The 26,651-nt window shown below is 73.5% G+C and carries 29 protein-coding genes; 12 read left to right on the top strand and 17 right to left on the bottom strand.

Annotated elements, in window-relative coordinates; genetic code table 11:
* The first annotated feature begins 39 nt into the window (after positions 1 to 39).
* From ACTG9Q_RS25990 to ACTG9Q_RS25965, 6 genes are all read left to right on the top strand, one after another.
* Complete coding sequence (locus ACTG9Q_RS25990; RefSeq protein WP_455575516.1) at positions 40 to 1,191, top strand: sensor histidine kinase; 1,152 nt, start codon at positions 40 to 42, stop codon at positions 1,189 to 1,191.
* A 63-nt stretch (positions 1,192 to 1,254) separates the two neighbouring features.
* The gene (locus tag ACTG9Q_RS25985; RefSeq protein ID WP_455575515.1) at positions 1,255 to 1,938 is read left to right on the top strand and encodes a response regulator; all 684 of its coding nucleotides are present in this window, start codon (positions 1,255 to 1,257) and stop codon (positions 1,936 to 1,938) included.
* 105 nt (positions 1,939 to 2,043) lie between these two features.
* Complete coding sequence (locus tag ACTG9Q_RS25980; protein ID WP_455575514.1) at positions 2,044 to 3,426, top strand: hypothetical protein; 1,383 nt, start codon at positions 2,044 to 2,046, stop codon at positions 3,424 to 3,426.
* A complete protein-coding gene (locus ACTG9Q_RS25975) occupies positions 3,423 to 3,821 on the top strand; it encodes a FixH family protein (RefSeq protein WP_455575513.1) in 399 nt (132 codons plus the stop codon). Before ACTG9Q_RS25980 ends, ACTG9Q_RS25975 begins: the two co-directional genes overlap by 4 nt.
* A 10-nt stretch (positions 3,822 to 3,831) precedes the next feature.
* A complete protein-coding gene (locus tag ACTG9Q_RS25970) occupies positions 3,832 to 4,926 on the top strand; it encodes a hypothetical protein (RefSeq protein WP_455575512.1) in 1,095 nt (364 codons plus the stop codon).
* A 154-nt stretch (positions 4,927 to 5,080) separates the two neighbouring features.
* Entirely contained in the window at positions 5,081 to 5,458 is a 378-nt protein-coding gene (locus ACTG9Q_RS25965) for a hypothetical protein (protein ID WP_455575511.1), read from the top strand.
* A gap of 70 nt (positions 5,459 to 5,528) precedes the next feature.
* Here the strand turns inward: ACTG9Q_RS25965 and ACTG9Q_RS25960 are convergent, their stop codons facing one another.
* The 8 genes from ACTG9Q_RS25960 to ACTG9Q_RS25925 form a co-directional block, all read right to left on the bottom strand.
* Positions 5,529 to 6,017, bottom strand: a complete 489-nt coding sequence (locus tag ACTG9Q_RS25960) for a peptidase inhibitor family I36 protein (protein ID WP_455575510.1) — start codon at positions 6,015 to 6,017, stop codon at positions 5,529 to 5,531.
* 265 nt (positions 6,018 to 6,282) lie between these two features.
* Positions 6,283 to 7,431: a cytochrome P450 family protein gene (locus tag ACTG9Q_RS25955; RefSeq protein WP_455575509.1), complete on the bottom strand. Its 1,149-nt coding sequence runs from the start codon at positions 7,429 to 7,431 to the stop codon at positions 6,283 to 6,285.
* On the bottom strand, positions 7,428 to 8,534 hold the full coding sequence (locus tag ACTG9Q_RS25950) for an MAB_1171c family putative transporter (RefSeq protein ID WP_455575508.1): 1,107 nt from the start codon (positions 8,532 to 8,534) through the stop codon (positions 7,428 to 7,430). Before ACTG9Q_RS25950 ends, ACTG9Q_RS25955 begins: the two co-directional genes overlap by 4 nt.
* Complete coding sequence (locus tag ACTG9Q_RS25945; protein WP_455575507.1) at positions 8,531 to 9,055, bottom strand: hypothetical protein; 525 nt, start codon at positions 9,053 to 9,055, stop codon at positions 8,531 to 8,533. The genes ACTG9Q_RS25950 and ACTG9Q_RS25945 overlap by 4 nt, the downstream gene beginning before the upstream one ends.
* A gap of 2 nt (positions 9,056 to 9,057) precedes the next feature.
* Complete coding sequence (locus ACTG9Q_RS25940) at positions 9,058 to 9,498, bottom strand: helix-turn-helix domain-containing protein (protein ID WP_455575506.1); 441 nt, start codon at positions 9,496 to 9,498, stop codon at positions 9,058 to 9,060.
* A 396-nt stretch (positions 9,499 to 9,894) separates the two neighbouring features.
* Positions 9,895 to 10,038, bottom strand: coding sequence for a hypothetical protein (locus ACTG9Q_RS25935; protein WP_455575505.1), 144 nt, complete (start codon positions 10,036 to 10,038; stop codon positions 9,895 to 9,897).
* Between the two features lie 36 nt (positions 10,039 to 10,074).
* Positions 10,075 to 10,278, bottom strand: coding sequence for a cold-shock protein (locus ACTG9Q_RS25930; protein ID WP_455575504.1), 204 nt, complete (start codon positions 10,276 to 10,278; stop codon positions 10,075 to 10,077).
* Between the two features lie 11 nt (positions 10,279 to 10,289).
* On the bottom strand, positions 10,290 to 10,808 hold the full coding sequence (locus ACTG9Q_RS25925) for a DUF6292 family protein (RefSeq protein ID WP_455575503.1): 519 nt from the start codon (positions 10,806 to 10,808) through the stop codon (positions 10,290 to 10,292).
* 599 nt (positions 10,809 to 11,407) lie between these two features.
* Here ACTG9Q_RS25925 and ACTG9Q_RS25920 point away from each other — a divergent pair.
* The 4 genes from ACTG9Q_RS25920 (at position 11,408) to ACTG9Q_RS25905 (ending at position 14,935) form a co-directional block, all read left to right on the top strand.
* The gene (locus tag ACTG9Q_RS25920) at positions 11,408 to 12,358 is read left to right on the top strand and encodes an acyl-CoA desaturase (RefSeq protein WP_455575502.1); all 951 of its coding nucleotides are present in this window, start codon (positions 11,408 to 11,410) and stop codon (positions 12,356 to 12,358) included.
* A 42-nt stretch (positions 12,359 to 12,400) separates the two neighbouring features.
* Complete coding sequence (locus ACTG9Q_RS25915; protein WP_455575501.1) at positions 12,401 to 13,012, top strand: GNAT family N-acetyltransferase; 612 nt, start codon at positions 12,401 to 12,403, stop codon at positions 13,010 to 13,012.
* Entirely contained in the window at positions 13,009 to 13,830 is an 822-nt protein-coding gene (locus tag ACTG9Q_RS25910) for a transglutaminase-like domain-containing protein (RefSeq protein WP_455575500.1), read from the top strand. The genes ACTG9Q_RS25915 and ACTG9Q_RS25910 overlap by 4 nt, the downstream gene beginning before the upstream one ends.
* 76 nt (positions 13,831 to 13,906) lie before the next feature.
* Positions 13,907 to 14,935 carry a fatty acid desaturase family protein gene (locus ACTG9Q_RS25905; RefSeq protein ID WP_455575499.1) on the top strand — a complete coding sequence of 343 codons (1,029 nt, stop codon included), beginning with the start codon at positions 13,907 to 13,909 and terminating at the stop codon, positions 14,933 to 14,935.
* A gap of 1 nt (position 14,936) precedes the next feature.
* Here ACTG9Q_RS25905 and ACTG9Q_RS25900 read toward each other — a convergent pair whose 3' ends face one another.
* Together ACTG9Q_RS25900 and ACTG9Q_RS25895 are read right to left on the bottom strand one after the other, a co-directional pair.
* Positions 14,937 to 16,886, bottom strand: coding sequence for an endo-1,4-beta-xylanase (locus ACTG9Q_RS25900; protein ID WP_455575498.1), 1,950 nt, complete (start codon positions 16,884 to 16,886; stop codon positions 14,937 to 14,939).
* Positions 16,887 to 17,030: 144 nt separating this feature from the next.
* Complete coding sequence (locus ACTG9Q_RS25895) at positions 17,031 to 17,741, bottom strand: PaaX family transcriptional regulator C-terminal domain-containing protein (RefSeq protein WP_455575497.1); 711 nt, start codon at positions 17,739 to 17,741, stop codon at positions 17,031 to 17,033.
* 54 nt (positions 17,742 to 17,795) lie between these two features.
* Here ACTG9Q_RS25895 and ACTG9Q_RS25890 point away from each other — a divergent pair, with 54 nt between their 5' ends.
* Together ACTG9Q_RS25890 and ACTG9Q_RS25885 are read left to right on the top strand one after the other, a co-directional pair.
* Positions 17,796 to 19,442, top strand: coding sequence for an acyl-CoA dehydrogenase family protein (locus ACTG9Q_RS25890; protein ID WP_455575496.1), 1,647 nt, complete (start codon positions 17,796 to 17,798; stop codon positions 19,440 to 19,442).
* 1 nt (position 19,443) lies between these two features.
* Positions 19,444 to 20,211: a crotonase/enoyl-CoA hydratase family protein gene (locus ACTG9Q_RS25885; RefSeq protein ID WP_455575495.1), complete on the top strand. Its 768-nt coding sequence runs from the start codon at positions 19,444 to 19,446 to the stop codon at positions 20,209 to 20,211.
* Positions 20,212 to 20,341: 130 nt separating this feature from the next.
* Here ACTG9Q_RS25885 and ACTG9Q_RS25880 read toward each other — a convergent pair whose 3' ends face one another.
* The 7 genes from ACTG9Q_RS25880 to ACTG9Q_RS25850 all read right to left on the bottom strand — a co-directional run bounded on the left by ACTG9Q_RS25880 (position 20,342) and on the right by ACTG9Q_RS25850 (position 26,596).
* Positions 20,342 to 20,515 carry a hypothetical protein gene (locus ACTG9Q_RS25880; protein WP_455575494.1) on the bottom strand — a complete coding sequence of 58 codons (174 nt, stop codon included), beginning with the start codon at positions 20,513 to 20,515 and terminating at the stop codon, positions 20,342 to 20,344.
* Positions 20,516 to 20,620: 105 nt separating this feature from the next.
* On the bottom strand, positions 20,621 to 21,958 hold the full coding sequence (locus tag ACTG9Q_RS25875) for an aldehyde dehydrogenase family protein (protein ID WP_455575493.1): 1,338 nt from the start codon (positions 21,956 to 21,958) through the stop codon (positions 20,621 to 20,623).
* Entirely contained in the window at positions 21,955 to 22,947 is a 993-nt protein-coding gene (locus ACTG9Q_RS25870) for a proline racemase family protein (RefSeq protein ID WP_455575492.1), read from the bottom strand. The genes ACTG9Q_RS25875 and ACTG9Q_RS25870 overlap by 4 nt, the downstream gene beginning before the upstream one ends.
* A gap of 1 nt (position 22,948) precedes the next feature.
* Entirely contained in the window at positions 22,949 to 23,863 is a 915-nt protein-coding gene (locus ACTG9Q_RS25865) for a dihydrodipicolinate synthase family protein (RefSeq protein WP_455575491.1), read from the bottom strand.
* Positions 23,860 to 25,215, bottom strand: a complete 1,356-nt coding sequence (locus ACTG9Q_RS25860) for an FAD-dependent oxidoreductase (RefSeq protein WP_455575490.1) — start codon at positions 25,213 to 25,215, stop codon at positions 23,860 to 23,862. Before ACTG9Q_RS25860 ends, ACTG9Q_RS25865 begins: the two co-directional genes overlap by 4 nt.
* Positions 25,212 to 25,457, bottom strand: a complete 246-nt coding sequence (locus ACTG9Q_RS25855; protein WP_455575489.1) for a (2Fe-2S)-binding protein — start codon at positions 25,455 to 25,457, stop codon at positions 25,212 to 25,214. Before ACTG9Q_RS25855 ends, ACTG9Q_RS25860 begins: the two co-directional genes overlap by 4 nt.
* On the bottom strand, positions 25,454 to 26,596 hold the full coding sequence (locus tag ACTG9Q_RS25850; protein WP_455575488.1) for an NAD(P)/FAD-dependent oxidoreductase: 1,143 nt from the start codon (positions 26,594 to 26,596) through the stop codon (positions 25,454 to 25,456). The genes ACTG9Q_RS25855 and ACTG9Q_RS25850 overlap by 4 nt, the downstream gene beginning before the upstream one ends.
* Between the last annotated feature and the right edge of the window lie 55 nt (positions 26,597 to 26,651).

The raw sequence follows: 26,651 nt of genomic DNA, 5'->3' as shown, positions 1-26,651 counted from the left end.
CCTCCTGAAGGCGAGCCGCCCTGTGCCAGAGTGGGCCGCGTGCCGGACATCAAGAGGTCGCTGACGCGGCAGTCACTCGTGGTGGCCTGCGTGAGCGTGGCCACCGACGTGGGGCTGTTCCTGGTGCTGGGCGTGCCGCTGAGCTGTGGCTGGCAGGTGTGGCTGGTGCTGGGCGGGCTGATCGCGGCCGACGCGGCGCTGGCTCTGCCCGCGCGGCACTCCGGGCTCGTCGTGCTCGGGCACGCGGTGCTCGTCATCGGGGCGGTGCTGCTGCTGGCCGGGTGGGACGGCATGAAGGTGCCCAACAACTCCGGCATGCTGATCGCCGGGTTCCAGGCGGGCGCGTGGCTGCGGACTCCGCGCGCCCTGCTCGCCCTGGGCACGATGACGGGCGCGATGCTCACCTCCGACCTGCTGGCGGGCCGCTACGACGGGGACTGGCGGGTGCTCGTGTTCGCCGGGATCATCCCCAACACCCTGCTGCCGTGGCTGGTCGGGCGCTACACCACCGCCCGGCGCGCCTACCTCGCCGACCTGGAGGCGGAGGCGGAGCTGCGCCGCCGCGACGAGCGGGTGGCCATCCAGCGCGCGGTGGCCGAGGAGCGCGGCGCCCTCGCCCGGGACCTGCACGACGTGATCTCCCACCACGTGAGCGCGATCAGCATGCACGCGGGCGCGGCCCGGCTGGCCGGGGTGGCCGAGGGCCCGGCGCGGCGGTCGCTGGCGGAGGTGGAGTCGGCCAGCCGATCGGCGATGGCGGACCTGCGGCGGATGCTGGACCTCCTGCACGGCCAGGACAGCGGGGCGCGCCAGCCGGGACTGGGCAGCGTGGACGACCTGCTCGACGGGGTCCGCGCCGCGGGCGTGCCCGTGCGGATGGCGGTGCGCGGCACCCCGGTCGCGGTGCCCGGGTCGCTGGACGTCGCGCTGTACCGGATCGTGCAGGAGGCGCTGACCAACGCGCTGCGCCACGGGGACGGCGACGTGGAGGTCGAGGTGGCCTACCGCGACGACGGGCTGACCATGGCCGTGGCCAACGGGACCGGGCCGGGGTCGACCCGCAAGGCCGGGCCGCACCTGGGCCTCAAGGGCATCCGCGAGCGGGTGGCGATGTTCGGCGGCGAGGTCTCCTACGGCGTCGACGGCGGCCGGTGGCGGACCGTGGTCAGCTTTTCCCTGGAACGCCAGTGACAGTGGAGCGCCAGGGGCATCCGATGGCAGAAACAGTGGAGCGCCAGGGATATTGGAGTGGCAGTGACACCTGACCGACAGGCAGCGGACGACGTGGCCCTGCGCGTCCTGCTCGCCGACGACCACGCGATGTTCCGCTCCGGCGTGCGGGCGGTGCTCGACACCCAGCCGGACCTGGAATGCGTGGCCGAGGTCGGCGACGGCGGGGCCGCGGTGGCCGAGGTCGTGCGGCTGCGCCCGGACGTCGCGCTGCTCGACGTCCGCATGCCCCGCCTGGACGGGATCGCCGCCACCACGGCAATCCTGGCCGCGGGCGGCCACACCCGCGTCCTCGTGCTGACCACCTACGACCTCGACGACTACGTCTACCGGGCGCTGCGCGCGGGGGCCAGCGGCTTCCTCCTCAAGGCCACGCCGCCGGAGGAGCTGGTCTCGGCCATCAGGATCGCCGCCCGCGGCGACGCGCTGATCGACCCCGCGGTCACCCGCAGGCTGCTCACCCGGTTCACCGCGAGCGTCGAGCCCCCGGCCCGGCTGCCCGAGCTGGAGCGCCTGACGTCGCGGGAGCGGGAGGTCCTGCTGCTCATCGCCGACGCGCGCAGCAACGCCGAGATCGCCGCGGCGCTGTGCGTCGGGGAGGAGACGGTCAAGACGCACGTGTCCAGGGTGCTGGCGAAACTGGGGCTGCGCGACCGGGTGCACGCCGTGGCCTATGCCTACCGGCACGACTTGGTCCAACGCCAGTAAGGGTCGGGGTCCCCCGCGCAGGGGATGCCGCGTCCCCCGGTTTCCGGACGATCCCGGCGGCGCCGGTCACTACCGTTTTCCCGTATGGGGGGAAAAACGACGAGGGTGTCGGCCGTTGTCGCGTGCGCGGTCATCGCCGCTCTGCTGGGTTTCGGCGGGTCGGCACGGGCCGACGGCCCACCCGGCGCCGACGACCTGCACATCGCGCAGACCCTCGGCGAGCGCGAGCTGACCGTGGTCATCCGCCGCGCCGAGCCGGTCCCCGGGCCGCTGCGGGTCGAGGTGGTCACCCACGCGGGAACGCCGCCGGGCAGCGTGGTCCTGCGGGCCTCGGCGACGGGCGCCCGCGTTCCCGGGGACGACAGCGCCCCGAGCGAGGCGACCCTGGCGCTGGGCGAGCGGCCCGGGTCCCATCCCGCGACGCTGCGGGTGGACCGGACCGGGCCGTGGGAGCTGGCCATCGACGACGGCGAGCGGGTGGCCCGGATTCCGTTCACCGTGGCCGAGCGCGTCGTCGCCGCGTGGGAGAAGGCGGCCTACGGCGGGTTCCTGGCGGCGGGTGCGCTGCTGCTCGTCGCGGTGGTCGTCGCCGCGCGGGCCCGGCGGGGCTGGGTCGCGCTGCTGCCCGCGGGCGGGGTCATCGCGGCGCTCGCGGTCGGGGTGACCGGGGCCGTGCTGTCGTCGGGCATCCCGCCGCCGGTGCCTCCCGGGCAGCTGAGCGACCCCGTCCCCGGCGCGGCGGAACCGCGACTATCCACTGTGGATTACTCGCGCCCGCCGATGAACCTGTTGGTACGGGCGCAGAACGCTCGGATCGGACAGCCGACGGACATCGGCCTGAGCTTCACCGACGCCGCCACCGGCAGGCCCGCCGACGACCTCCTGGTGCGCGACAACGCGCTGGCGCACCTCATCGTCGTCGGCCCCTCGGGGCGGCTCTGGCACCTGCACCCCATCCGCACCGCGCCCGGCGAGTACGCGGCCCGGTTCCTGCCGGGGGAGGCGGGCGAGTACGCCGTCGCCGCCGAGGTGGCCCGGCGCGGCGGCGGCGTCCAGCTGCTGCGCTCCGCGCTGCGGATCGGCGCGGGGAACACCGCGCGGGCAGACGTGCCGGGACCGGGCACGCGCCAGGTCGCGGGCACGCCGGTCGAGGTCGAGGTGACCGGGCTCAGGGCGGGCGCCACCAGCAGCGTCACCGCACGGGTCGGCGAGCGCGCGGACTTGCAGCCGTGGCTGGGCATGCTCGGCCACCTGGTCATCGTCGGCCCGCTGTCCGAAGGGACCACCATGGCGACCGCGCCGGTGTGGGCGCACGCGCACGCGATGCTCCCGGGCCCCGGCACCCCGGACGAGACCGTCGCCGCCTACGGGCCGGACATCTCGTTCACCTACCGCTTCCCGCTGCCCGGCCGGTACCGGCTGTGGGTGCAGGCCGAGCGGGACTACTCGGTGCTGACCGTGCCCGTCGAGGTCGAGGTGTCCCGGTGAGCGCGCGGTGGGCGGGTGCGGTCGCTGGGGTGGTCGCCGTCGCGCTGCTGGTGTGGCTGCTGTGGCCCGCTGCCGACGCCCCCACCGTGCTGCGCGCGGACAGCGGCGCCCACGTCGTGCGGCTCTCGATGGGCGTCCCGCGACTGGGCGCGAACTCGGTGCGCCTGGACGTCACCGAGCACGGGCGGCCCGCCGACCTGGCGGCGGTGACCGTCGAACCGGTCATGACGCGGATGGGCCACGCGCTCGCCCCGGTGCCCGCGGTCCCGGAGGACAGCGGGTACCGGGTGGCCGACCTGCCGCTGACGATGGGCGGGCAGTGGGTCCTCACCGTGACCCTGCACACCGCCGATGGTCCGCGGCACGTCGATTTCCCCTTGCTGGTCAACGGATAGAGGACTTGTCATGCGACTCACCGAGTCCGCCCCGCCCGACGGGGCCACCACCTCCGCCCGCGGCGGGCTGCCCGCGGTGCTCCTGCTCGCCGCCACGCTGCTGTCGCTGGTCGGCACCACGTGGGACATCGAGTGGCACGACGACGTCGGGCCGGACACCTTCTTCACCGTGCCCCACCTGCTGCTGTACGCGGGAGCGGCGATCGCCGGGCTGGTCAGCCTGACCGTCGTGCTCGCCACCACCGCCGCGCAGCGCGCGGGCCGCCCGGTCGACCCGGCCGTCGGCGGACGCGCCGTCCGGGTCTTCGGCGGCGTGTTCACCGCGCCGCTCGGGTACGTCGTCTCGGGCGTCGGCTCGGCGCTGTTCCTCATGTACGGCCTGTGGGACCTGTGGTGGCACGGCCTCTACGGGTTCGACGCGGTGATCGACTCCCCGCCGCACATCGGGCTGCTGCTCGCCAACATGATCGCCACGATCGGTCTGGTGATGGTGTTCGCCGCGGGCCGCGCGCACCGCTGGATGGCGCTGGGCACGTTGGCGGCCATGGCGATCCTGCTGACGGCGAGCACGGTCACCGTGCTCGGCCTCGGCCAGCTCCCCGGACCGGTGCGCTGGATCGACGCGGGCAACGCCTTCCTCGGGGTGCTGCTGGTGATGATGGCCGCGGGCTTCCTCGGCCGGTTCGGCGCGCTGGTGATGGCGGGCGCGGTCGCGGTGCTGCAGCTGGCGTTCTGGTGGTTCGCCCCGTGGGCGGCGCGCGCGTACGCCGACGCGGTCGGGCTGGCGGTCCGCGACTTCGCCGACCCCCTGCCCGTGACCCCGTCGCTGGTGCCGTTCTGCCTGCTGCCCGTGGCCGCCGTGGTGGCACTGCTCGTGCGGCGCGGCGGCCCGTCGGTGCTGCTCGCGGGCGCCGTCGCGGGCGTGATCGTCGCCGCGTGCGCGCCGTTGCAGCGGATGTGGCTCAACGGGTCCTCGATGCCCGGGACGACGACGGTCATCACCACCTGCGTCGCGGGCGCCGTGCTCGGCCTTCTCGGCGGCCACCTGGGCCGGCGCTTCGGGCGCATGCTCGGGCTGCTCGCCCCGACCTCTGGAGAGCGGTAGACATGCGTATCCCCAAAACGGCCCTGGCGCTGCTGGCCGCCTGCGGCTTCCTCGTCGTGGGTGCGGCGCCGGCCGTGGCCTATCCCCCGGTGGAGACCGTGCACACCGAGCGGGTGCAGGCGGGCCCGTACGAGGTGACCGTCGGCTTCAGCGTGTGGCCCCTGCGGTCCATGCGGTCCCTGGACTTCAGTTCGCCCCCGAGGGCGGCATCGAGGGCAAGTCCGGGACGCTGACCCAGATCAGCCCCGCGGGCCGCACCTACCGGCCGCAGCCGCTGGCCCGGCACCCCCGCGCCCGCGACGTCTGGGGCCTGGACATCTACGCCCTGCAGCAGGAGGGCACCTGGACGTTCCGGTTCACCATCGACGGCCCCCAGGGCCAAGGCATCGGTGAACTCCCCAACCTCACCGTGCTCGAACAGCCCGGCCCCCCAATGGCCCTGAGCTGGGCGATCAGCACCCTGCCCCTGATCGGCCTGGTGGCCTTCCTGTCCATCGCCTGGCGCCGCACCCGCGGCACGCTGACCGGTTAGGCCAGAAAGGGAGCGCGGTTCATTCATGGCGGGAAAACCACGGATGAACCGCGCTCAGTGAATGCTGTTGTCAGCTCGTCTTGAACGAGGACAACCGGTTGTTCCAGCCGATGTTGCCCAGGTTGATCGAATGGTCGAGGTAGCCCGTGCTGGCGGGTCCGTAATTGATGCCGTCGTAGAGCTTCATGTCGCACTGGTTGCGGGTGACGAACGACGACGCCCGGTTGTTCCAACCGTAGGTGCGCAGATCGGGCTGCACTCCCTCGACATCGCCGGTCGTCACCGAGCAGGTGGGGTCGGCGCTGCCGAGCTCGATCGCCGCGCCACCGTATCCGGTCCCGTCATAGAGGATGACGTGCACGGTCCACAGCGCGGTCCGTGGCTGGGCGGTGTCGGCCACGGCCTTGCTGACGTGACAGGACACCGTGCCGGTGTCGAGGTCGCCGACGCAGTACTGGGCCGTTCCCGGCGCCGCGACCGCGAGCGAGGGAACCAGGACCGCGCCCAAGGCGGCCAAAGCAGTCACCACCCCGACCCGGATGGCATGGATTTTTCTCATGAAGAACTCCCCACTCACGTCTCACATTTGACGTTCCCCAGCGACGCCGATCCCCCAGGTCGGCGATGAACGCACCTGCCACGCTAACTTGCCGCACAAGGCATTTCCATCACCCGATCAGGTGCCATTTATGACATTTCTTCAACCACCGCGAAAACGCGTCTGCCATTCCTGATCATTAGCGCGTTCCCCGAAGATCTTTCCGAGCACAGCTTCTCGACCGCGTCGGGCGACAGCGCCCGCTCCTGGATGTCCCGGACTGCCGTCAGCCGAGGATCACGGGGAGTTCGACCAGGCCGCGGTTGCGGAAGGAGGGGAGCCACCGCAGGTCCTCGGCTGGGACGGCCAGTCGGCAGCCGCGTTCCAGCAGTGTCGAGACGGCGATGGCGGCTTCGATCTGGCTCAGCCGGGAGCCGAAGCTGCGGTGGATTCCGTGCCCGTAGCTCAGGTGTGGGTTCGGGTCCCGGTCCAGGCGCAGGGTTTCCGGGTCGGTGAACACCGTCTCGTCGTGGTTGGCCGAGGCGATGCCCAGCAGGACGGTGTCGCCCGCCGGGATGCCGACGCCCGCGATGTCCAGGTCGCACAGGGGGAAGCGGCGGATGGCGAACTGCAGCGGCTGGTCGTAGCGGGTCAGTTCCTCGACCGCGCGCGGCAGCGAGGTGATGGCGGCGTCCGGGTTGGTCAGCAGGGCGCGCATGCCGTTGCCGATGAGGTTGACCAGGTTCTCATAGCCCGCCCACAGCGTCAGGAACGCCATCGACACCAGTTCGGCCTCGGACAGGCCGTCGTCGTCGTCGCGGGCGCTGATCAGCCCGGAGAGCAGGTCCTCCGCCGGGTCCGCGCGCTTGCGGGCGATGAGGTCGAGCAGGTAGCGGTGCATCCCCACCACGGCGTCGCGCGCGGCGGTGGGCTCGGCGGGGTTCGGGGCCAGCAGGACGCTCGTCCAGGCGCGGAACTGGGCGCGGTCGGCGGCCGGGACGCCGAGCAGGTCGCCGATGACGGTCTGCGGCAGCGGGGCGGCGAAGGCGGCGATCAGGTCGACCGGGCCGGTCACCGCGGCCAGGAGTTCCTCGGCGGCGGCCCGCACGCGCGGGGCCAGCGCCTCCACCCGGTGCGGGGTGAACTCGCGGGCGACCAGGGCGCGCAGGCGGGTGTGGTCGGGCGGGTCGAGGTTGAGCAGGTTGGCGTCCAGGGCGGGCGGCAGGGTGAAGCCCCGGTACCCGTCGGCGGCGTTCGCCCGGTTCAGCGACAGCCGGGGGTCGGCCAGGCAGGCGCGGACGTCGGCGTACCGGGTGACCAGCCACGCCTTGGCGCCGTCCGGTGTGGACACCTGGTGCACGCCGCCGCCGGCGCGCAGCCGGGCGTAGGTCGGGTACGGGTCGGCGTGGAAGTCCGGGCCGAACAGGTCGTTCACCGCTGCTCCAGGGTCGGGTACGCGCGGGAGACGCGCACCAGCCAGTCGATGTCCGACGGGGCGGGCTCCCCCGCCGCCGAACGGGGGGCGCCCACCCTGGCGTGGGCCAGCGCGGCGGCGATCGCCGCGGCCTCGGCGCGGGCGCGCCGCTCGTCGGTGAGGTCCGCCTGGGGCGCGCCGGGGTCGTGGTAGGGCCGCAGCCAGCGCAGGCCGTCCATGATCTCCACCACGCGCCGGTGCAGGCGGAAGTCCAGGTCGCGGACCGCGACGCGACCGGCGCTCGGGTCCAGCGCCAGGTCGGGGTTGGCCGCGCACAGCGCCGACCACAGTGGATACAGGTCGCGGTGGCGGCGGTGATCCCGCAGCCAGTCGCGCAGGGCGCTGATCTGCGGACCCCACCCCGGCACGCTGAACCCGACCAGCGTGAGGATTCCGCCCAGCCCCGCGCCCAGCCGCGCCACCACCTCCCACCGGTTCGGGTCCAGGCCGAGCGGGGCGGCCAGGATGGTGGCGTACCGGGCGACGACGTAGGCCAGCCCGCCCACCGCGCCGACCGCCGCGAGCCGCAGCCCGCGGCGCAGCCACCGGCCCTCGACGGCGCGGGCGTAGCGCAGGCAGCGGATCACCAGGAGGTACTGGGCGACGGCGAACGCGCTGACGTAGAGCAGCAGGTAGATGGCATAGCGCCAGTTGCCCGCGTACCGGATGACCGCGGTCGTGGTGTCCTCAGTGCTCAGATCGGCCATCGCGAACAGGACCGCCATCGCGCAGAAGACCGCGACGAAGGCGTAGGTCCGCAGGCGCACCCGCGGGCGCGCCTCCTCCGGCGTGCGGTCCCAATAGGTCAGCGCGGCCAGCTGGCTCGCCGCCACCCCGATGACCGCGCCCTGCGACAGCAGCAGCGCCAGGTTCGGCACCCCGCTGACCCGCCCGACCAGCCCCCACACCCTCGGGTCGCTGATGGTGAACGTCAGCCCCATGAACAGGTAGAACATCCCGACCGCCGCCGCGGCGGGCCCGCGCCCGCCGACCAGCGCCGGGATCTTGAACAGCAGGCTCACCCAGGCGACACCCGCGCAGAGCGGGTACAGGACGGCGTTCACCGCGACTCGGGGTGCGCCGAGTGGTTGAGCGAGTCGGCGATGCGCGCGGCCACGCCGTCCACCGGCGACGGCGCGCGCAGGATCTCGGCCAGCAGGTAGGCCATGACCTCGGCCTGCCGCTCCTGCTCGTCGCTGTAGGTCGTGCGGGCGAGCATGTCCCGCACCAGGCGCGGGTCGAGGTCGGGGAAGAACACCGCGGCGGTGTCCTCGTCGAAGTGGTCGGTGCCCTGGTGGTGGCAGACCATGTGCCCGATCTCGTGCAGGATGATGTGCTCCTGGTGGGCCCTGGTGGTCTCGGCGTCGTAGAAGACCCAGTCCGTGTCGCCGGTGGCCACCCACATCCCGCACGGCTGCGCGGATGTCATCGCCACCGGCACCAGGCGCAGGGGCCGCCCGCGCGCGGCGGACAGGTGCTCGCACAGCCCGGCCAGGTCGGCGCGGGCGGGCAGGTCCAGCCCGGCGAGCATGCCCGCGCACTCGCGCCGGACTCGGCGCAGGTCGGGCTTCCTGCCGCGCGCCACCGCTATTCCTGGGTCGCGTCGGTGACCGGCGGCAGCCCCTGCTGGCGGCGTGCCTGGTCGAGCATCGCCGTGATGAGGTCGAGGTTCGCCTGCGGCAGGCCGACGGCGCGCTGGGCGATCCCGACGACGCCGCGCTGGCGCAGCATCTCCAGCTGTTCCAGCTGCCTGCGGACGCGCTCGCCGAGGCCGTCCTCGTCGTCGAAGAAGTAGCTCGGGTTCACCCCGAAGAACTTGGCCAGCGCGACCAGCAGGTCCGTCGACGGGCTGGTGCGCTTGCCGGTGCGCAGCATCGAGAGGTACGCCCCGCTGACCCGCAGGTCCGGGTTGTCCTTCTTGACCTCGGCGGCGACCTCGGCGTTCGACCACTGCCTGCCCTGGGGACGACTGATCTTGAACAGCCGGTCCAGCCTTGCCGTCAGCGGCGTGGGGGCGCCGTCCGACATGTGCTTCCCCCAGTTGTGTCTCGTGGCCACGAACCGGATCAGTGTCCCAGGGTGACCGTGCGTTGACAACAGGCCCTCCACCGCGGCTACGATGGCGGGAGCGGGTTAACTGTCAGTTATCGCGCGATGCTGACAGGCCCGGCTGGGGGTGTGCCGTGTGGCGGGACGACAGTCCCGTCACACGGGGCCCGCCCGCGCGGTGCCGGTCAGAGGGCCAGCCAAAGGGCCGGTCAGAGGGCCGGTCAGAGGGCCGAAAAAAGAGTTCCGCGCTCGACCGGCCTGGGGGTCGCCGGGAGCGCGGAACTCATTTCCGATCATACCGCCTACACCACAGGCGCGCGCAACGATCTCATCGGCCTGATCGGTCCAGCGGTGGTTGGCCCTGCGGTGGGCGGTTTAGCGGAAGACGAGCGGGGACACCGGCGTGCCCGATCGGTTGGGCACGGGCTGGCCGCCCTGGCTCTCGGCCGCCGGGTGGCTGAACACCACGGGGGCGATGGCGGGGGCCTTGTCGGCCCGCTCGGGTCGTGAGTTTGTCATGTGTGGTTGATTCCCTTAGGTGAAAGTGGTTGTGCCTCAGACGACGCGGACCGAGGTGGCCTGTGGCCCCTTGCGGCCCTCGCCGACCTCGAATTCGACCCGTTGGTCGTCAGCGAGGCCCGAGGGGTTGTAGTCCTGGATCTGGGAGTGGTGCACGAACAAGTCGGTCCCGCCGCCCTCGGGGGTGATGAAGCCGAACCCCTTGGCGCCGTTGAACCATTTCACGGTTCCCTGTGACATCTCGTGCTCCCTCATCGGGTGACTGTCTGTCCACGCTGGATCGTCTCGGTCACGAAGCCCGCCACCTCGGCGGGCTGGGGGACCGGGTCGCCGCCGAGGCGGGCCAGGACAATGGTGGGTTCCGTGGGATCGGTCTCGACGGAGATGATCCAGCCCTGCCGCTCGTTCCAGATCAGCATGAGGTCGCGGTCGGGGTGCGCGCTCCCCCGACGGGCGAGGGCGAGGTACGCGGTGGCCGTGTCGGTCACCTCGCAGCTCGTGCCCTCGGGCGGGACGCCGACCGCCTCGGCGACGGCCCGCACGTACTCGTCCAGCGCGAGCGCCATGGTGTGGTCGGCGGGTCCGGAGTCCTGCTCGGGCAGGTCGAGCATCGACATCAGCGCGCGCCGATCCTTGCGGTCCAGGGCGTGGCTGGCCACCGTTCGGGTGGCGCGGACTCGTTGGATGGACTCCGCGTGAACCGCCTCGGCCCGACCGCGGGCGAAGGCGCCTGACACGTGGTGCGGCCTGCCCTGTTTGGGCTGGGTCATTCGGTCTCCGATTCCTGCATCGGGTCGCACTGCCCGGGCCTGTGGTGACCCGGGCTGCGCGACCGACGGACGACGTGGCGGAGCTACGCTCGACGGACCCAAGTGGACGTCATCGGGGTGGCCTCCCGGGTGGACAGGGAGGATCTGCCGAGACTGTTCGCAGGCCGTGGCGGCCATGAGGGTGTGAGGCGAGCGGTTGGCCCGGCTGCACGCCGGTGCTCCCGTCCCGACCGGAGAACTCCCGACCGGACTGATCGGGAACCGCGGCCCGCTGAGTGCGGACTGCCGTTGACCCGACCATGCGAACTGTACCGCACCACCGCCCCGGCGCGGGGGACAAGCGGCAAACGCCCTGGTCACGCGGCGGGTCCGGCGTCACGGGCAGCTCATCACCCGTTCGGGCACCCATGCCGTACAGTAAGTGCCATCAGGAACGATACGCATGCCGGTGGCGGAGACCCGGCCTTCGCTCCCACGCTCGCGGTCCTGTCGACCGCCTCCTCCGCGCCACTGATCGCGCGACCTCCCGGTTTCCCCATGTGTCCGACTCTCGCGGACGACGAAGGCGGTTCCGGCATACACCACTTGAGGCCCACCCCATGACGTCAACGATTTCCCCCGAGCGCAGCCGCCCGCCCGCCAAGCCGCTGCTGGCCGCGAAGGCGGGCCGCGCGGAGCTGGTGACGATCAGGCTCTTCCTGATCATCCCCTTCCTGGCCCTGGTCGCGGCGGTGCCGCTGGTGTGGGGATGGGGCATCGGCTGGACCGACATCGCCGTCGCCGCCGCGTTCTACACCGTGTCCACTTTGGGCGTGACCGTCGGCTACCACCGGTACTTCACCCACGGCGCCTTCAAGGCGAACCGGGCGCTGCGCATCGCGCTGGCCGTCGCCGGTGGACTGGCCGCGCAGGGTTCGGTCATCACCTGGGTCGCCGACCACCGCCGCCACCACGCCTTCTCCGACAAGGAGGGCGACCCGCACTCGCCGTGGCTCTTCGGCACCGGCCCGGTCGCCCTCGTCCGCGGCTTCTGGCACGCGCACATGGGCTGGCTCTTCGGCCGCGACCGCACCAACGTCGACCGCTTCGCCCCCGACCTGGCCGCCGACCCCGACCTGCGCGCCGTGGACCGCCTGTTCCCGCTGTGGGTCGCGCTGAGCGTGGGACTGCCCGCCGTCCTCGGCGGCCTCATCACCATGTCCTGGTCGGGCGCGCTGACCGGGTTCCTCTGGGCCGGACTGGCCAGGGTCGCCTTCCAGCACCACGTCACGTGGTCGGTGAACTCGGTCTGCCACATGATCGGCGACCGGCCCTTCGCCAGCCGCGACCGCTCGGCCAACTTCTGGCCGCTGGCGATCCTGTCGATGGGCGAGTCCTGGCACAACCTGCACCACGCCGACCCCACCTCGGCCCGGCACGGCGTGCGCCGCGGTCAGATCGACATCTCCGCCCGCGTCATCTGGGTCTTCGAGAAGCTCGGCTGGGCGACGGATGTGCGCTGGCCCAGCCCGCAGCGCCTGGCCAGGCTGGCCGTGCCCGCGAACAGCTAGTCCCCCGGCACCCACCCCGCACGCGGAAGGCAGGCGACTTCGATGATCACTGTCAAGCAGGCCAACCGGCCCCCAGGCGAGGGGCGGGTGCTGATCAAGTCGGAACGGCTGACCCTGCGCCCGTGGCGCGGCGACGACGATGCGGCGGCGTGGGCGATCTACGGCCACGCCGAGGTAGCCGGGTGGCTCAGCCCTGACCTCGAGCCGGTGCCCGACCTGGCCGCCATGCGGCTGCTGCTCGGGCGCTGGATCGCCGAGGAGCCCCTGCCCGCGCCCACCGGGCGCTGGGCCATCGAGCGCGACTCCGACGGGCAGGTCATCGGCGGGGCGCTGCTGCTGCCGCTGCCGCCGGGTGATGAGGACCTGCGGATCGCCTGGCACCTGCGGCCCGACGCGTGGGGCAAGGACTACTCCGGCGAGTGCGCGTTCGCGCTGGCGTCGTGGGCGTTCAGCCAGGACGTCGACGAGGTCTTCGCCGTCGTGCGGCCGGACAACACGCACGCGGCCACCGCCGCCCGGCGCAACGGCATGCACTGGGTCGGCGAGACCGGCAAGTACTTCGGCCGGGAGACGCAGGTGTTCCGCCTGCGGCCCGCCGACCTCGACCGCTTCGCCCCCGAGGGCCACCACCCACCGAATTGCGTCGAGGCGTGAGCACCCGCCTGCTGCGCGTCGGGTGCGCCTTCGAGTACACCGCCGAGGTCCCCACCCCGGCGGTGTTCCACGTCCAGCCCGACGACGGCGTCCTGAGCGAGCGCTGGGCCATCGAGCCCGCCGCGCCGTCGCGGCGCTATCGGGACATCTACCAGAACCAGTGCCTGCGGACCGTGCTGCCCGAGGGCAGCTCGTCGGTGCGCTTCGACGCGCTCGTCGAGGTGCCCGACGCGCCGGAGGACGTCGACGAGGGCGCCGTCGAGCTGCCCGCGGACAAGCTGCCCGACGAGGTCCTGCACTACACGCTGCCCAGCCGCTACTGCCTGCCCGACGTGCTCGGCGACGAGGCGTGGTCGCGCTTCGGCGGCCTCCAGCCCGGCTACCAGCGGGTGCGGACGATCTGCGCGTACGTCCACGAGCACCTGAGCTTCGGCTACGGCAGCTCCACCGCGCTGTCCACGGCGGTGGACGTCAACACCGCGGGCGCGGGCGTGTGCCGGGACTACGCGCACCTGGCGATCTCGTTCTGCCGCGCGCTCAACATCCCGGCCCGCTACGTCTTCGGCTACCTGCCCTCCCTCGGCGCCGCGCCCGCCGACGAGGTGCCGGACTTCGCCGCGTGGATGGAGGTCTGGCTCGGCGACCGCTGGTGGACCTTCGACCCGCGCAACAACACCCGGCGCACCGGCCGGGTCGTCATCGGCCACGGCCGCGACGCCGCCGACGTGGCGATGGTGACCACCTTCGGCGGCCCGGTGCTGGACTCCATGACCGTCCACGCCGAGGAAGCCCCCGACCCGAAATGGCCGAAGGGCTGAACCTGCGGTTTTGCCGGGCCGTGCCGGGGGGAAGCCCCTACTGGATATGTCACCCGGCACGAAAGCAGGTTTCCCCATGACGTCACTGGCCTCCCGAACACCCGGAGTCGACCACGGCAGCGACTTCGCCCGGCTGACCCGCGAGGTCAAGCAGGCCGGGTTGCTGGAGCGCCGACGCGGCTACTACTTCCTCCGGATGGCGGTCAACTTCCTGCTGCTGGCCGCGGGTGGGGTGGCGTTCGTCCTGCTGGGTGAGTCCTGGTGGCAGCTGCTGGTCGCGGCGTACCTGGCCCTGGTGTTCACCCAGCTCGCCTTCATCGGCCACGACGCGGGCCACCGGCAGATCTTCCGCTCGCGCCGCGCCAACGACCTGGTCGGCCACCTCCACGGCGCCATCACCGGGATCAGCTTCCAGTGGTGGGTGGGCAAGCACACCAAGCACCACGCCAACCCCAACCACGAGGACCACGACCCGGACATCGCGATCCCGGCCCTGGCCTTCAGCCGCGAGCAGGCGGGCGCCAAGCGCGGGCTGTTCCGGTGGATCAGCAAGCACCAGGCGCCGCTGTTCTTCCCGCTGCTGCTGACCGAGGCGGTCATCCTGCGGATCTCCGGCCTGCGGGCCGTGTGGAAGCGCGAGGTCAAGCACCCGGTGGTCGAGGCGGCGCTGCTGACCATCCCCCTGGCCGCCTACTTGGCCGCGCTGTTCCTCGTGCTCACCCCCGCGCAGGCCGTGCTGTTCATCGTCGTCCACCAGGGCCTCTTGGGCGTCTACCTGGGCTGCTCCTTCGCGCCGAACCACAAGGGCATGCCGATCATCAGCGGTGACCAGCGGCTCGACCACCTGCGCAAGCAGGTGCTGACCTCGCGCGACATCATCGGCGGCCGGTGGGTCGACGGCCTGCTCGGCGGCCTCAACTACCAGATCGAGCACCACCTGTTCCCGCACATGCCCCGGCCCAACCTGCGCCGCGCGCAGCCGATCGTCGAGGCGTTCTGCGACCGGCACGCCATCCCGTACAGCAAGGCCGGGCTGGTCGACTCCTACGCGCAGGTCCTGCGCCACCTGCACGACGCGGGCACGCCCCTCCGCCAGCCGGGCTGACCTACTTCACCGCGCAGCCGATGCCGTTGAGGCTGAAGGCGGTGGGCGCGGTGTTGGCACCGGTCCAGCTCGCCAGGAACCCGAAGCCGACCGACCTGCCGACCGGCAGCAGCGCGTTCCACCCGGCGTGGGCCACCGAGACCTCCGCGCCGTTCTGGGTGTGCCTGCCGTTCCAGAGCTGCGTGACGCGCTGGCCGCTCGGGAAGCTCCACGCCAGCGTCCACGTGGCCAGGTCGGCACTGCCCCGGTTGGTGATCCGCACCTCCGCCTGGAAGCCGCCCGGCCACTGGTGGGCGGTGTAGGCGACCTCGCAGCCCGCCGGAACCGCGGTCGTGGTGGTGGTTGTAGTCGTGCTGGTGGTCGTGGTGGCCGGGTCGTCGATCCGGCTCGGGTCGACCACGCCCCAGTACGCGCTCTTGGCCTGCAGCCGGGTGTCGAAGAGCAGCGGCGCGTCCTTGCGGGTCACCGGGAAGGTGTCGAGCCAGGTGGCGTCGTCGGCCAGGCCCCACAGGGTGACCGAGCTGATCTTGTCCGAGTGTCGCTTGTAGACCTCGAACAGGTCGCGGTACCGGTACGCCTGCTTGAGCAGCCGGTCGGCGGGCGGGGTCGGGAAGGACTCGCCGCCGCTGGTGTAGATGGAGACGTCCATCTCGGTGATCTGCTGGTCGATGCCCAGTGGCGCGAACTTCAGCAGCATCGCCTCGGTCTCCGCCGTCGAGGGCCAGTCCACGTTGACGTGCGTCTGGTGGCCCACCGCGTCCACCGGCACGCCCTCGGCGCGCAGCTGGGCGATGAGGTCGTGGAGCCGGTCGCGCTTGGCGGGGACGTTGGTGTTGTAGTCGTTGATCACCAACTGGGCCTCGGGCGCGACCTCGCGGGCGACGCGGAACGCGGTGCGGATGTAGTCCAGGCCGGTGATCTCGTACCACCGGCTGCGGCGCAGGCCGTCCGGCTGGGTCTCGTCGATCACCTCGTTGACCACGTCCCAGACCGGGATGTCCTGGCCGTAGTGGCCCATCACGGCGCGGATGTGGGTGTCCAGCCTGGCCAGCAGCAGCGCCTTGTCCTCCGGCGTCGCGGTCAGGTCGTTGCCCTCGGCGTCGGTGAACACCCACGCCGGGGTCTGGTTGTGCCAGACCAGGGTGTGGCCGCGCACCGCGACGCCGTTGGCGCGGGCCCAGCTGACGAGCTGGTCGGCGGCGGTGAAGCGGAAGTCGCCCTCGGCGGGCTGGGTCGCGCTCCACTTGAGGTCGTTGCCCGGGGTCACGGTGCTGAAGTGCCTGGCGAGCAGCTGTCCGTGGTTGCCCAGGAGCTGCGCCTGCTCGATCGCCGCGCCGATGGCGAAGTGCTCGGCGAGGACGTCCTTGACCGCGGGGATGTCGGTCTGGACCGGCGGGAGCGGGGTGTGCGACAGGGTGAAGTCGTCGATGTGGAAGGACACGGTCGCCGCGCTGGTCTCGACGTAGACGGACAGGAAGTCGACGTCGGTGGCCAGGGTGTACCGGCCACGGAGGTTGGTCCAGCCGTCGGCGGTGACGGCGGTGTCGCCGACGATCTGGTCGTAGGACGGGGTTCCCGCCGTGCGCCGCTCGGCGGAGACCCGGGCCTGGGTGGCGGTGTCGCCCGCGGGGAGGCGCACCCAGACGGAGACGTCGTAGCGGGTGCCCTTCTCGACGGTGTCGAGGACGTTGAGCACCGGGCCCTGCCAGCTCTGGGTGCGGCCGGTGACCACGAGGCTGTGGTCGCCGGTGTGGGCCACGGCGCCGCTCACCGCGACGGTCTCGCTCCCCCGGGCCGCCCAGCCCTGCGTGGTGCCGTCCTCGAACGTGCTGGCGACGACCTCGACGGGGTCGTCGGCGGCGTTCGCGGCGAGCACCGGCACCAGGGTGGCGGCGACGGTGGCCACCGCGAGGCCGACAGCCCACCTCGCGCGGGTCCGGATCGCGGGCATCGGGATGTCCTTTCGCCGCTCGGAACGTCACCACATGGCAACTGGGAGCGCTCCCAGGTTCGGACTGTAGGGCTCGGCGCGAACGGCTCGCAGCCGCCGTTCGGAGCAACCGGCACGTCACCCAGTACGCCACCGCCCGGTACGTCAACTCATGTTGATGAGCCAGCGGCGGTAGTCGGCGTAGTGGGCGCGGAGTTCGCCGCCCGGCCAGTCCGGGGGAAGCAGGTCCGGGGGGAGCACCGGGTCGGTCAGCAGGTGGCGCACGGACATGGCGACGGCGGCGAAGCGGGTGGCCGGGTCGTCGGTGCCCGCGGCGGCCAGGAGGGCGCGGGCGCGGGCGGACCACGCCGGGAGGTCCCACAGCCTGCCTGCCAGGTCTCGGGGGTCGCGGTCGGGGTCGGCGCTCAGGCGCAGGGCGGCCTCGCCCACCGCGTCCGGCCAGGGCCGGGGCAGGTTGTGGGGGCGCAGCCAGACGCCCTCGCGGAGTTCGGCCATCCGCAGGGCCGACAGCTCGGCGCGCAGGGCGGCGCGGTCGGCGGGGTCGCGGCCGGTGGCGGTGATGACCGCGGTCTCCCACCGCCCGTCCCACGGCGTGGTCTCCGGATCGATGGCGGCGTCCTGGCGGCGCTGGCGGGCCAGCAGCCGGGGCGCCAGCGCGTAGGCGGCGCCGTCGCGGAGCAGGTCCCCCGCGGCCACCATGCGCGACAGGGCGGCGCGGGCGGCGGACTCGGCGACGCCGACCAGGCCTACGGCGGCCACCAGCTCCCGGGCCGTCATCGCGGGCGGGTGCGCGCCGAGCAGCATGCTCAGCAGCGCGGAGCGGGCCGACACCGGCCGCACGAGGGGTTCAGCCACGAGCCGGATATTACATACTTGCCACGGTCGCAGAAGATTCGTAATGTCTGGGAGATGGCCCCGACACTCGCCACCCAGCCGGACGCGGTCACCAACCAGGCGCCTCCCCTGGCCCCCTATGACGCCTCGGCCGACGCCGCCCTGCTCGAAGGGCTGCGCCGGGAGGGCGCGGGCTGGGCCGAGGACGACGTCCGGCGCCTCGGGCGGCTCGCGGGCGGCGACGAGGCGCAGACGTGGGCGGAGCAGGCCAACCGGTACCCGCCGGAGCTGCGCACCCACGACCGCTACGGCAACCGGGTCGACGAGGTCGACTTCCACCCCAGCTGGCACAGCCTGATGCGGGTCGCGGTCGCCGAGGGCGGGGCGGGCTCGGCGTGGGCGGAGCGCCGCCCCGGCGCGCACGTCGCCCGAATCGCGGGGTCGCTGGTGTGGGGGCACACCGAGGCCGGGCACGGCTGCCCGGTGTCGATGACCTACGCCGTGGTCCCCGCGCTGCGCCACCAACCGGACCTGGCCGCGGTGTACGAGCCGCTGCTGGCCAGCCGCGTCTACGAGCCCGGCCTGCGCGTGCCGACGACCAAGCGCGGGCTGCTGGCCGGGATGGGGATGACCGAGCGGCAGGGCGGCTCCGACGTCCGCACCAACACCACGGTCGCCACCCCGACCGCCGAGCCGGGCGTGCACACCCTGCGCGGGCACAAGTGGTTCACCTCCGCGCCGATGTGCGACCTGTTCCTGGTCCTCGCCCAGGCGCCCGGCGGGCTGTCCTGCTTCCTGGTGCCGCGCGTGCTGCCTGACGGCACCCGCAACCCGTTCCGCATCCAGCGGCTCAAGGACAAGCTGGGAAACCGCTCCAACGCCTCCTCGGAGCCCGAGTTCGACGACACGGTCGCCTGGCTGGTCGGCGAGGAGGGTCGGGGCGTCAAGACCATCATCGAGATGGTCAACTACACCCGCCTGGACTGCGTCGCGGGCACCGCGACCCTCATGCGCAAAGCGCTGGTCGAGGCCGGGCACCACACGCGCCACCGCGCCGCGTTCGGGGCGGCGCTGATCGAGCAGCCGCTGATGCGCAACGTGCTGGCCGACCTGGCGGTGGAGTCCGAGGCGGCGACCACGCTGGCGCTGCGGCTGGCGGGGGCCGCCGACCGCGCGCTGCGCGGTGACGAGTCCGAGCGGGCCTTCCGCCGGATCGCCACCGCGGTGGGCAAGTACTGGGTGACCAAGCGCGGCCCGGCCTTCACCGCCGAGGCGCTGGAATGCCTGGGCGGCAACGGCTACGTCGAGGAGTCCGGGATGCCTAGGCTGTACCGCGAGGCGCCGCTGCTGTCCATTTGGGAGGGTTCGGGCAACGTCAACGCGCTCGACGTGCTGCGCGCGCTCGGGCGCGACCCGTCCACCGTCGAGGCGCTGACGGCGGAGCTGGCGCTGGCGCGGGGCGCGGACGCCCGGCTGGACGCCGCGATCGGGCGGCTGGGCCGGGAGCTGGGCGACCTCGGCGACATCGAGCTGCGGGCGCGGCGGGTGGTGGAGCTGATGGCGCTGACGCTGCAGGGGTCGCTGCTGGTGCGCCACGCTCCCCCGGCGGTCGCCGACGCGTTCTGCGCGACCCGGCTCGGCGGGGACTGGGGCCACGCGTTCGGCACGCTGCCCGCCACCGCCGACGTGGGCGCGGTCATCGACCGCGCGCTCCCGGTGTGACATGGCCGTCCGCCTGCGACGCGATGGCCCCGTCACGATCATCACCCTCGACCGCCCGGAGGTGCGCAACGCCGTCGACGCCGAGCACGCGGCGGCGCTGACCGCGGCGTTCGAGTCCTTCGACGCCGATCCCGCGCAGTCGGTCGCGGTCCTCCACGGCGCGGGCGGGACGTTCTGCGCGGGCGCGGACCTCAAGGCCGTCGCCGAGGGGCGGGTGGCCGTCGGCGCGCCCGGCGAAGGCCCGGCGGGCATGGGCCCGACCCGGCTGGCGCTGGGCAAGCCGGTCATCGCCGCCGTCGACGGGCACGCCGTCGCCGGGGGCCTGGAACTGGCCGTCTGGGCCGACCTGCGGATCGCCGACCCGGGCGCGGTGTTCGGGGTGTTCTGCAGGCGCTGGGGCGTGCCGCTCATCGACGGCGGCACGGTGCGGCTGCCCCGGCTCATCGGCCAGTCCCACGCCCTGGACATGATCCTCACCGGCAGGCCGGTGGACGCGGCCGAGGCGCTGCGGATGGGCCTGGCCAACCGGGTCAGCGCGCCCGGCGCCGCCCTGCTTGAGGCGGTCGAGCTGGCCAGGCGGCTGGCCGCGTTCCCGCAGACCTGCCTGCGCCACGACCGGATGTCGGTGTACGAACAGGACGGTCTGCCCGTTCCCGAGGCGATCGCGAACGAGTGGCGCCACGGGCTGTCCTCGCTGGCCGCCGACACCGTGGCGGGCGCGGCCCGCTTCGCCACGGGCTCGGGCAGGCACGGCGCTTTCACCGAATAGCGCGCACGAGAAACCCGCGCGCCGGAGGAAGGGGGGCTCCGGCGCGCGGGTGGCAGTGGTGGGTCACTCGGCGCTGACCAATCAGCGTCGACTGGTTGGCTGATTGGTCGCGCTGACTGGTCGGCGCTGATTACTCGGCGATGACCAAGACCGACGCGACCCTCGGCATGGCGCGCATGCCGTCGTTGTCGTCGTCATCGTCGCCGTCGTCATCGTCACCGCACGCGGCCAGCAGTGGCAGCAGGGCGAAAGTGGCGATGACGGCGAGCAGACGCGGGGACCGGCGGGACGGATCGGCAGCCATGGTCAACCTTCCTGGAGAGTGATCAGTCAAGAAGTGACGTACCCCGCCTGGGCGTGATCCATGTGCGCCCATCGAAGGATTCTCTGAGAGTGAACACGGCCAGGGTCAGCCGAATTGGACGGTGCGCTGTGCCGTGTAGAAGCGCTGGGCCTCTTTGCCCTGTTCACGGCCGCCGTAGCCGGAGTTCTTCTCGCCGCCGAAGGGGAGGTGGTAGTCGACGCCGGTGGTCGGGCTGTTGACCTTGACCATGCCCGAGGCGCACTCGGCCACCGCGGACATCGCGGCGGCGAGGTCGTTGGTGTAGAGCGCGGTGACCAGGCCGTACCGGGTGGCGTTGGCCCATTGGACGGCGGTGGCGGCGTCTGGCGCGGAGGTGAGGGCGCAGATCGGGCCGAAGACCTCGGTGGTGTTCAGCGGCGCGTCCGCGGGCAGGTCCGCGACGACGGTGGGAACGGCGTACCAGCCCTCCCCCGGCACCTGCCTCGTGCTGAGGACCCGCCCGGTCGCGGACGCCTCCTGGACGCGCTGGCGGGCTTCCGCGCTGATCACCGGGCCGATGGCCACGCCGTCCTCGGCCGGGTCGCCCAGCCGCAGCGCGGCGACGCGGTCCAGCAGGGCCTCGGTGAACGGGCCCGGGTCGCCCACGACGATGATCCGCTTGGTGGCGGTGCACTTCTGGCCCGCGTAGCCCATCGCGGCGGCGGCGATGTGCGTGGCGGCGCGGGCGAGGTCGGCGTCGGGCAGGACGATCGCGGCGGAGAGGCCGCCCATCTCGCACTGGGCGGGGATGCCCCGGGCGGCGGCGGCGCGGGCGACTTGGCGGCCCACGGCGGTGGAACCGGTGAAGGAGACCAGGTCCGCCGCGTCCACCAGCGCGGCGCCGACGTCGGCGAGTCCCGGGTGGACGCTGAGCAGGCCGTCGGGCAGCAGCGGGGTGAACAGCTCGGCCAGGAGCAGGGCGCAGGCGGTGGCGGCGGGGGCGGGCTTGACCAGTGCCGCGTTGCCGAAGGCCAGGGCGGGGGCGGCCTTCCACACCGGGATGGCCAGCGGGAAGTTCCACGGGGTGATCAGGGCGGCGACCCCGCGCGGCCCGCGCACCGTGAAGTCGAGCCCGCCCGGGTAGGTCTCGCCGACGGGGTCGAGGCACTGCTGGGCGTAGTAGCGCAGGATGGCCGCCGTCCTGGCGACCTCGCCGCGCGCCTCGGCGACCGGCTTGCCGACCTCGCGCACCACCAGCGCGGCCAGCTCGTCCCCGCGCGCGGTGACCGCCTCGGACATGGCGGTCAGCGCCGCGGCGCGGGTGGCGGCGGGCGCGCGGGACCAGTCGTGCTGGGCGGCGCGGGCCTTCGCCGCCGCGGCGGCGATGTCGGCCGGATCGGTCGCCGCGACGTCGATGACGGTGTCGGCGGGGCGCTGGGGGGAGGTGGACAGCACGCGGGTCACAGGGTGAACCCCTTCGGGAACGGGTCGGTGGGGTCGAGCAGGTACTGGCCCATGCCGGTGATCCAGGCGCGGCCGGTCACCGTCGGGACCACCGCGGGGCGGCCCGCGACGGTGGTCTCCTCGACCAGTCGGCCGATGAACCGGGTGCCGAGCAGGGACTCGTTGACGAAGTCGGTGTCCATGGCCAGCGCGCCGCGGGCGTGCAGCTGGGCCATCCGGGCGGCGGTGCCGGTGCCGCAGGGCGAGCGGTCGAACCAGCCGGGGTGGATGACCATGGCGTTGCGGGCGTCGCTGCCCGCGCCGCCGGGCGCGACGAGCTGCACGTGGTGGCAGCCGGAGATGGCCGGGTCGGCGGGGTGCGTGGGGCGGTCCCGCTCGTTGATGGCGTCCATGATGGCCAGGCCCGCGGCCAGCATCCGGTCCTTCTCCCGCTTGTCGAAGGCGATGCCGAGGTCCCCGATGTCGAGGATGGCGTAGAAGTTGCCGCCGTAGGCCAGGTCGTAGCGGACCTCGCCGAGGCCGGGCACCGCCACGGCGGCGTCCTGGCGGAACGCGAACGACGGCACGCTGCGGATGGTCACCGACCGCGCCCGGCCGTCGGTGACCGCGACCTCGGCGACGACCAGTCCGGCCGGGGTGTCCAGCCGGACCCTCGTCACCGGCTCGGTGACCTCCACCATGCCCGTCTCCACCAGGACGGTGGCCACGCCGATGGTGCCATGCCCGCACATCGGCAGGCAGCCGGAGACCTCGATGTAGAGCACGCCCCAGTCCGCGTCCGGCCGGGTCGGCGGCTGCAGGATGGCGCCGCTCATCGCCGCGTGCCCGCGCGGCTCGTTGACCAGCAGCTGGCGGACGTGGTCGAGGTTGTCGACGAAGTGCACGCGGCGCTCGGCCATGGTGGCCCCGGGGATCACGCCCATGCCGCCGGTGATCACCCGGGTCGGCATGCCCTCGGTGTGGGAGTCGATGGCGGCGAAGTAGCGCACCTCATGCTCCTTGGGTCAGGTGGTCGATGGCCCTGCGCATGTCCGCGTCCAACCGCGACCGCTGCTCGGCGTTCAGCGGGCCGCGCGGCGGGCGGCAGGGGCCGCCGTAGCGCCCGACCATGTCCATGCCGTGCTTGATGGCCTGGACGAACTCGGTGCGCGAGTCCCAGCGGAACGCGGCCACCAGCTGCTCGTAGAGCACGCGCGCCTCGGCCAGGTCTCCCTGCCCGGCCAGGGAGAACAGCCGGGCCGACTCGGCGGGGAAGACGTTGGGGAAGCCCGCGAACCAGCCGGTGGCGCCCATCAGCAGGGCCTCCAGCACCACGTCGTCGGCGCCCGCGACGACGGCGAGGTCCGGGGCCAGCTCCCGGATCTCCAGCACGCGGCGGACGTCGCCGGAGAACTCCTTCACCGCGACGACGTTCGGGATCTGGGCGAGTTCGGCCAGTATCGCCGGGGTGATGTCCACTTTGGTGTCGATCGGGTTGTTGTAGACCATGACCGGCAGTCCCACGGCGGCGACCTGCTCGTAGTGGGCGATCACCTCGGCCTGGTTGGCCCGGTACATCGTCGGCGGCAGGCAGAGCACGCCGTGGGCGCCGTCGGCGGCGGCCCGCTCGGCCCACTCGCGGGCCTGGTGCGAGCCGGGGCCGTGCACGCCGACCACGACGACGCCGTCGCCGCCCACCGCGTCGACGGCGGCGCGGGCGACGGCGCGGCGCTCGGCGTCGGTGAGCGCGGAGTACTCGCCGAGGGAGCCGTTCGGGCCGACGCCCCGGCAGCCGTTGTCGATCAGCCAGCGGCAGTGCTCGGCGTAGCGGTCGAGGTCGACCCGCAGCCCGGCCGGGGCGCCGCGGTCCTCGGTGAAGGGCAGGGCGGTGGCGACGATGACGCCGTCGAGTCTCTCCTGGCTCATTGCCTCTCCTCGTGGGGTGGGGTGGCCAGCTCGCCGAGCCGGATGGGCGTGGCGATCGGCCGCCGGGCGAAGGCGTCGGCGGGCAGCCCGGCCAGCGCGGTGACGGCGGGGCCGCAGACCCGGCCCTGGCACCGGCCGAGCCCGGCGCGGCTGACCAGCCTGAGCGCGCGGACCCCGTGCCCGCTCGCCGCGCGCAGGTCGCGGTACGGGACTTCCTCGCAGCGGCAGACCAGGGTGTCGTCGGTGAGCCAGTCCCGCCAGCCGGGCTGGACCGGGTAGGCGCGGGCGAGCGCGTCGGCGAAGCGGCGGGCCCGTCGGACCCGGCGCAGCGCGCGGTGCGGGACGGGAAGGTCCGCGCTCCCCCGACCGGCGCGGCCAGGCTCGGCGCCTGCGGGATTGCTGGTGGGATTACTGGCGGGACCGGCGCCGATGTACCGCGCGGCGGCGATGCCCGCGACGGCGCCCTCGCACGCGGCCAGGTCCGCGCCGCCGATGCCGGTCAGCTCCCCCGCGGCGAACACGCCGGGGACCGAGGTCGCCTGCGCGAGGTCGACGCGCACGAACCCGTCGCGCAGCGCGCAGTGCGCGGCGAGTTCCAGCTGCGGGACGAAGCCGTGGCCGACGCACACCGCGTCCACCTCGACGCGGCGCTCGGTACCGGGCCGGACGCGCCACTGGTGGTCGAGCCGGGCGGTGGTGACCGCCTCGACCCGGTCGCGGCCGTGCGCGGCGATGACCGCCGTCCTCAGCCGGTACGGCACGCGGTTGCAGGCCAGGACCGCGAGGTACCCGGCCAGTTCCCCGGTCTTGCCCAGCCCGGCGAGCAGCCCGGGGGACCAGCGCGGCCGGTTCGCCTCCAGCACGCCCGCCACCCGCGCGCCGACGCCGAGCAGCGCCTGGGCGACCGGCAGCAGGAAGGGCCCGGTGCCCGCGACCACGACCCGGCTCCCGACGGCCACCCGCTGGCCCTTCGCCAGCGCCTGGGCCGCGCCCGCGCTGTAGACGCCGGGCAGGTCCCAGCCGGGGAAGGGCAGGACGCGGTCGTGGGCGCCGGTGGCGAGCACGAGCGCGTCGGCGTCGACGGTCCCGCGCACGCGGCCGGGGCCGTCCGCCGGGCCGGTGAGCAGGTGCAGCCGCCTCGGCGGCTCCAGCGCCCAGACGGCGGTGTTCGCCCGGAACTCGACGGCCGGGGGCAGGGGCTGGTCGTCAGCCGGGCTGAGCGAGTCCTGCCGGTGGTACTGCCCGCCCGGTTTCGCGGCGGCGTCGATCAGCAGGACGTCGGCGCCCGCGCCCGCCGCCGCCCGGGCCGCGGCCAGCCCGGCGGGACCCGCGCCGACGACCACGACCCTCACGACACGCCGTCCACTCGAATCCGGTCGCCGTCGGCGAGGAGCCGCTGGCAGGCCCGCACGTCCGGGACGTCGTTGACCACGACCAGGCAGTCGTGGCACACGCCGATCCCGCAGAACACCCCGCGCGGCCTGCCGCCCGAGCGCGTGGTGCGCCAGGCGACGCGGCCCAGGCGCAGGAGCAGCCCGGCCACGCTCTGCCCCGGCGTCGCGGTCACCCAGGCGCCGTCCACTTCGACGTTCACGTGGCCACCACCGCCGGTCGGTCGACGCGGAAGGGCCGCGGATCGACCACGGGCTCGCGGCCCAGGTGCAGGTCGGCCAGGAGCCTGCCGGTGGCGGCGGCCAGGCCGATGCCCGCGCCCTCGTGGCCGGTGGCGTGCCACAGGCCGGGCAGGCGCGGGTCCTCGCCGATGACCGGCAGGTGGTCGGGGGCGTACGGGCGGAACCCGCCGTAGGCGCGCATGGCCGCGACGGTGGCGAGGAACGGGAACAGGGCGACGGCCTTGCGGGCCAGCTCGGCGAGCACGGGCACTCCGATGGCCTCGTCGAAGCCCACCCGCTGGCGGCTCGATCCGATCAGGACGGTGCCCGCCTTGGTGGACTCCACGACAGTGGAGGTCTGCAGGTCGGCGTCCGCGCTGGCGACCGCGCCCACGTAGTCGGCGTCGTACACCTTGTGCCGCACCGAGCGCGGCAGCGGCGCGGTCACCAGGATCAGGCCCCGGCGGGGCAGGACGGTGATCGGCGCGCCCGCGCGGGCGGCGAACTCGCCGGACCACGGGCCGCAGGCGTTGATGACGGCGGCGCAGGCGAGGGTCCCCCGGTCGGTGCGCACGCCGGTGACCGCGCCCGCGCTGGTGCTCACCCCGAGGGCGGTGTGGTTCGCGCGGACCGCGCCGCCGCGCGCGCGGACCGCGTCCAGCAGGGCCGCGGTGGCCAGGACGGGCTGGAGCTGGGCGTCCTGCGGGTAGTGCACGGCGGCGGTGACCTGGGGGGTCAGCAGCGGCTCCCGGTCCCGGGCCTCGGCGCCGCTCAGGTCTTCGGCCTCGACGCCCGCGGCCCGCTGGGCGGCGGCGAACCCGGCCAGGGCCGAGGGCTCCGCGGTGGTCACGACCAGGCCGCCCTTGGGCTCCCACTCGGCGTCGGCGCCGAGACGGGCGAGCAGGTCCGGCCAGAGCCGCCGGGACGCGGTGGCGAGGTCGAGTTCGGGGCCGGGCGCCTTGTCCGACAGCAGCACGTTGCCCTCGCCCGCCGCGGTGGTCCCGCAGGCGGGCGCGCCGCGGTCGATGACGGTGACCCGCAGCCCGGCCGCGCTCAGCGCCTCGGCGCACGCCGCGCCGATCACGCCCGCGCCGACCACCACGACATCCGGATGTGTCATGCCCACCACCGTTCATTGAAATGAACGATCGCCAGGCTAGGCGGCGGGCTGGGGG

This window comes from Actinokineospora lacus (assembly GCF_053813445.1).
This window is presented reverse-complemented; position numbering and strand designations above follow the sequence as displayed.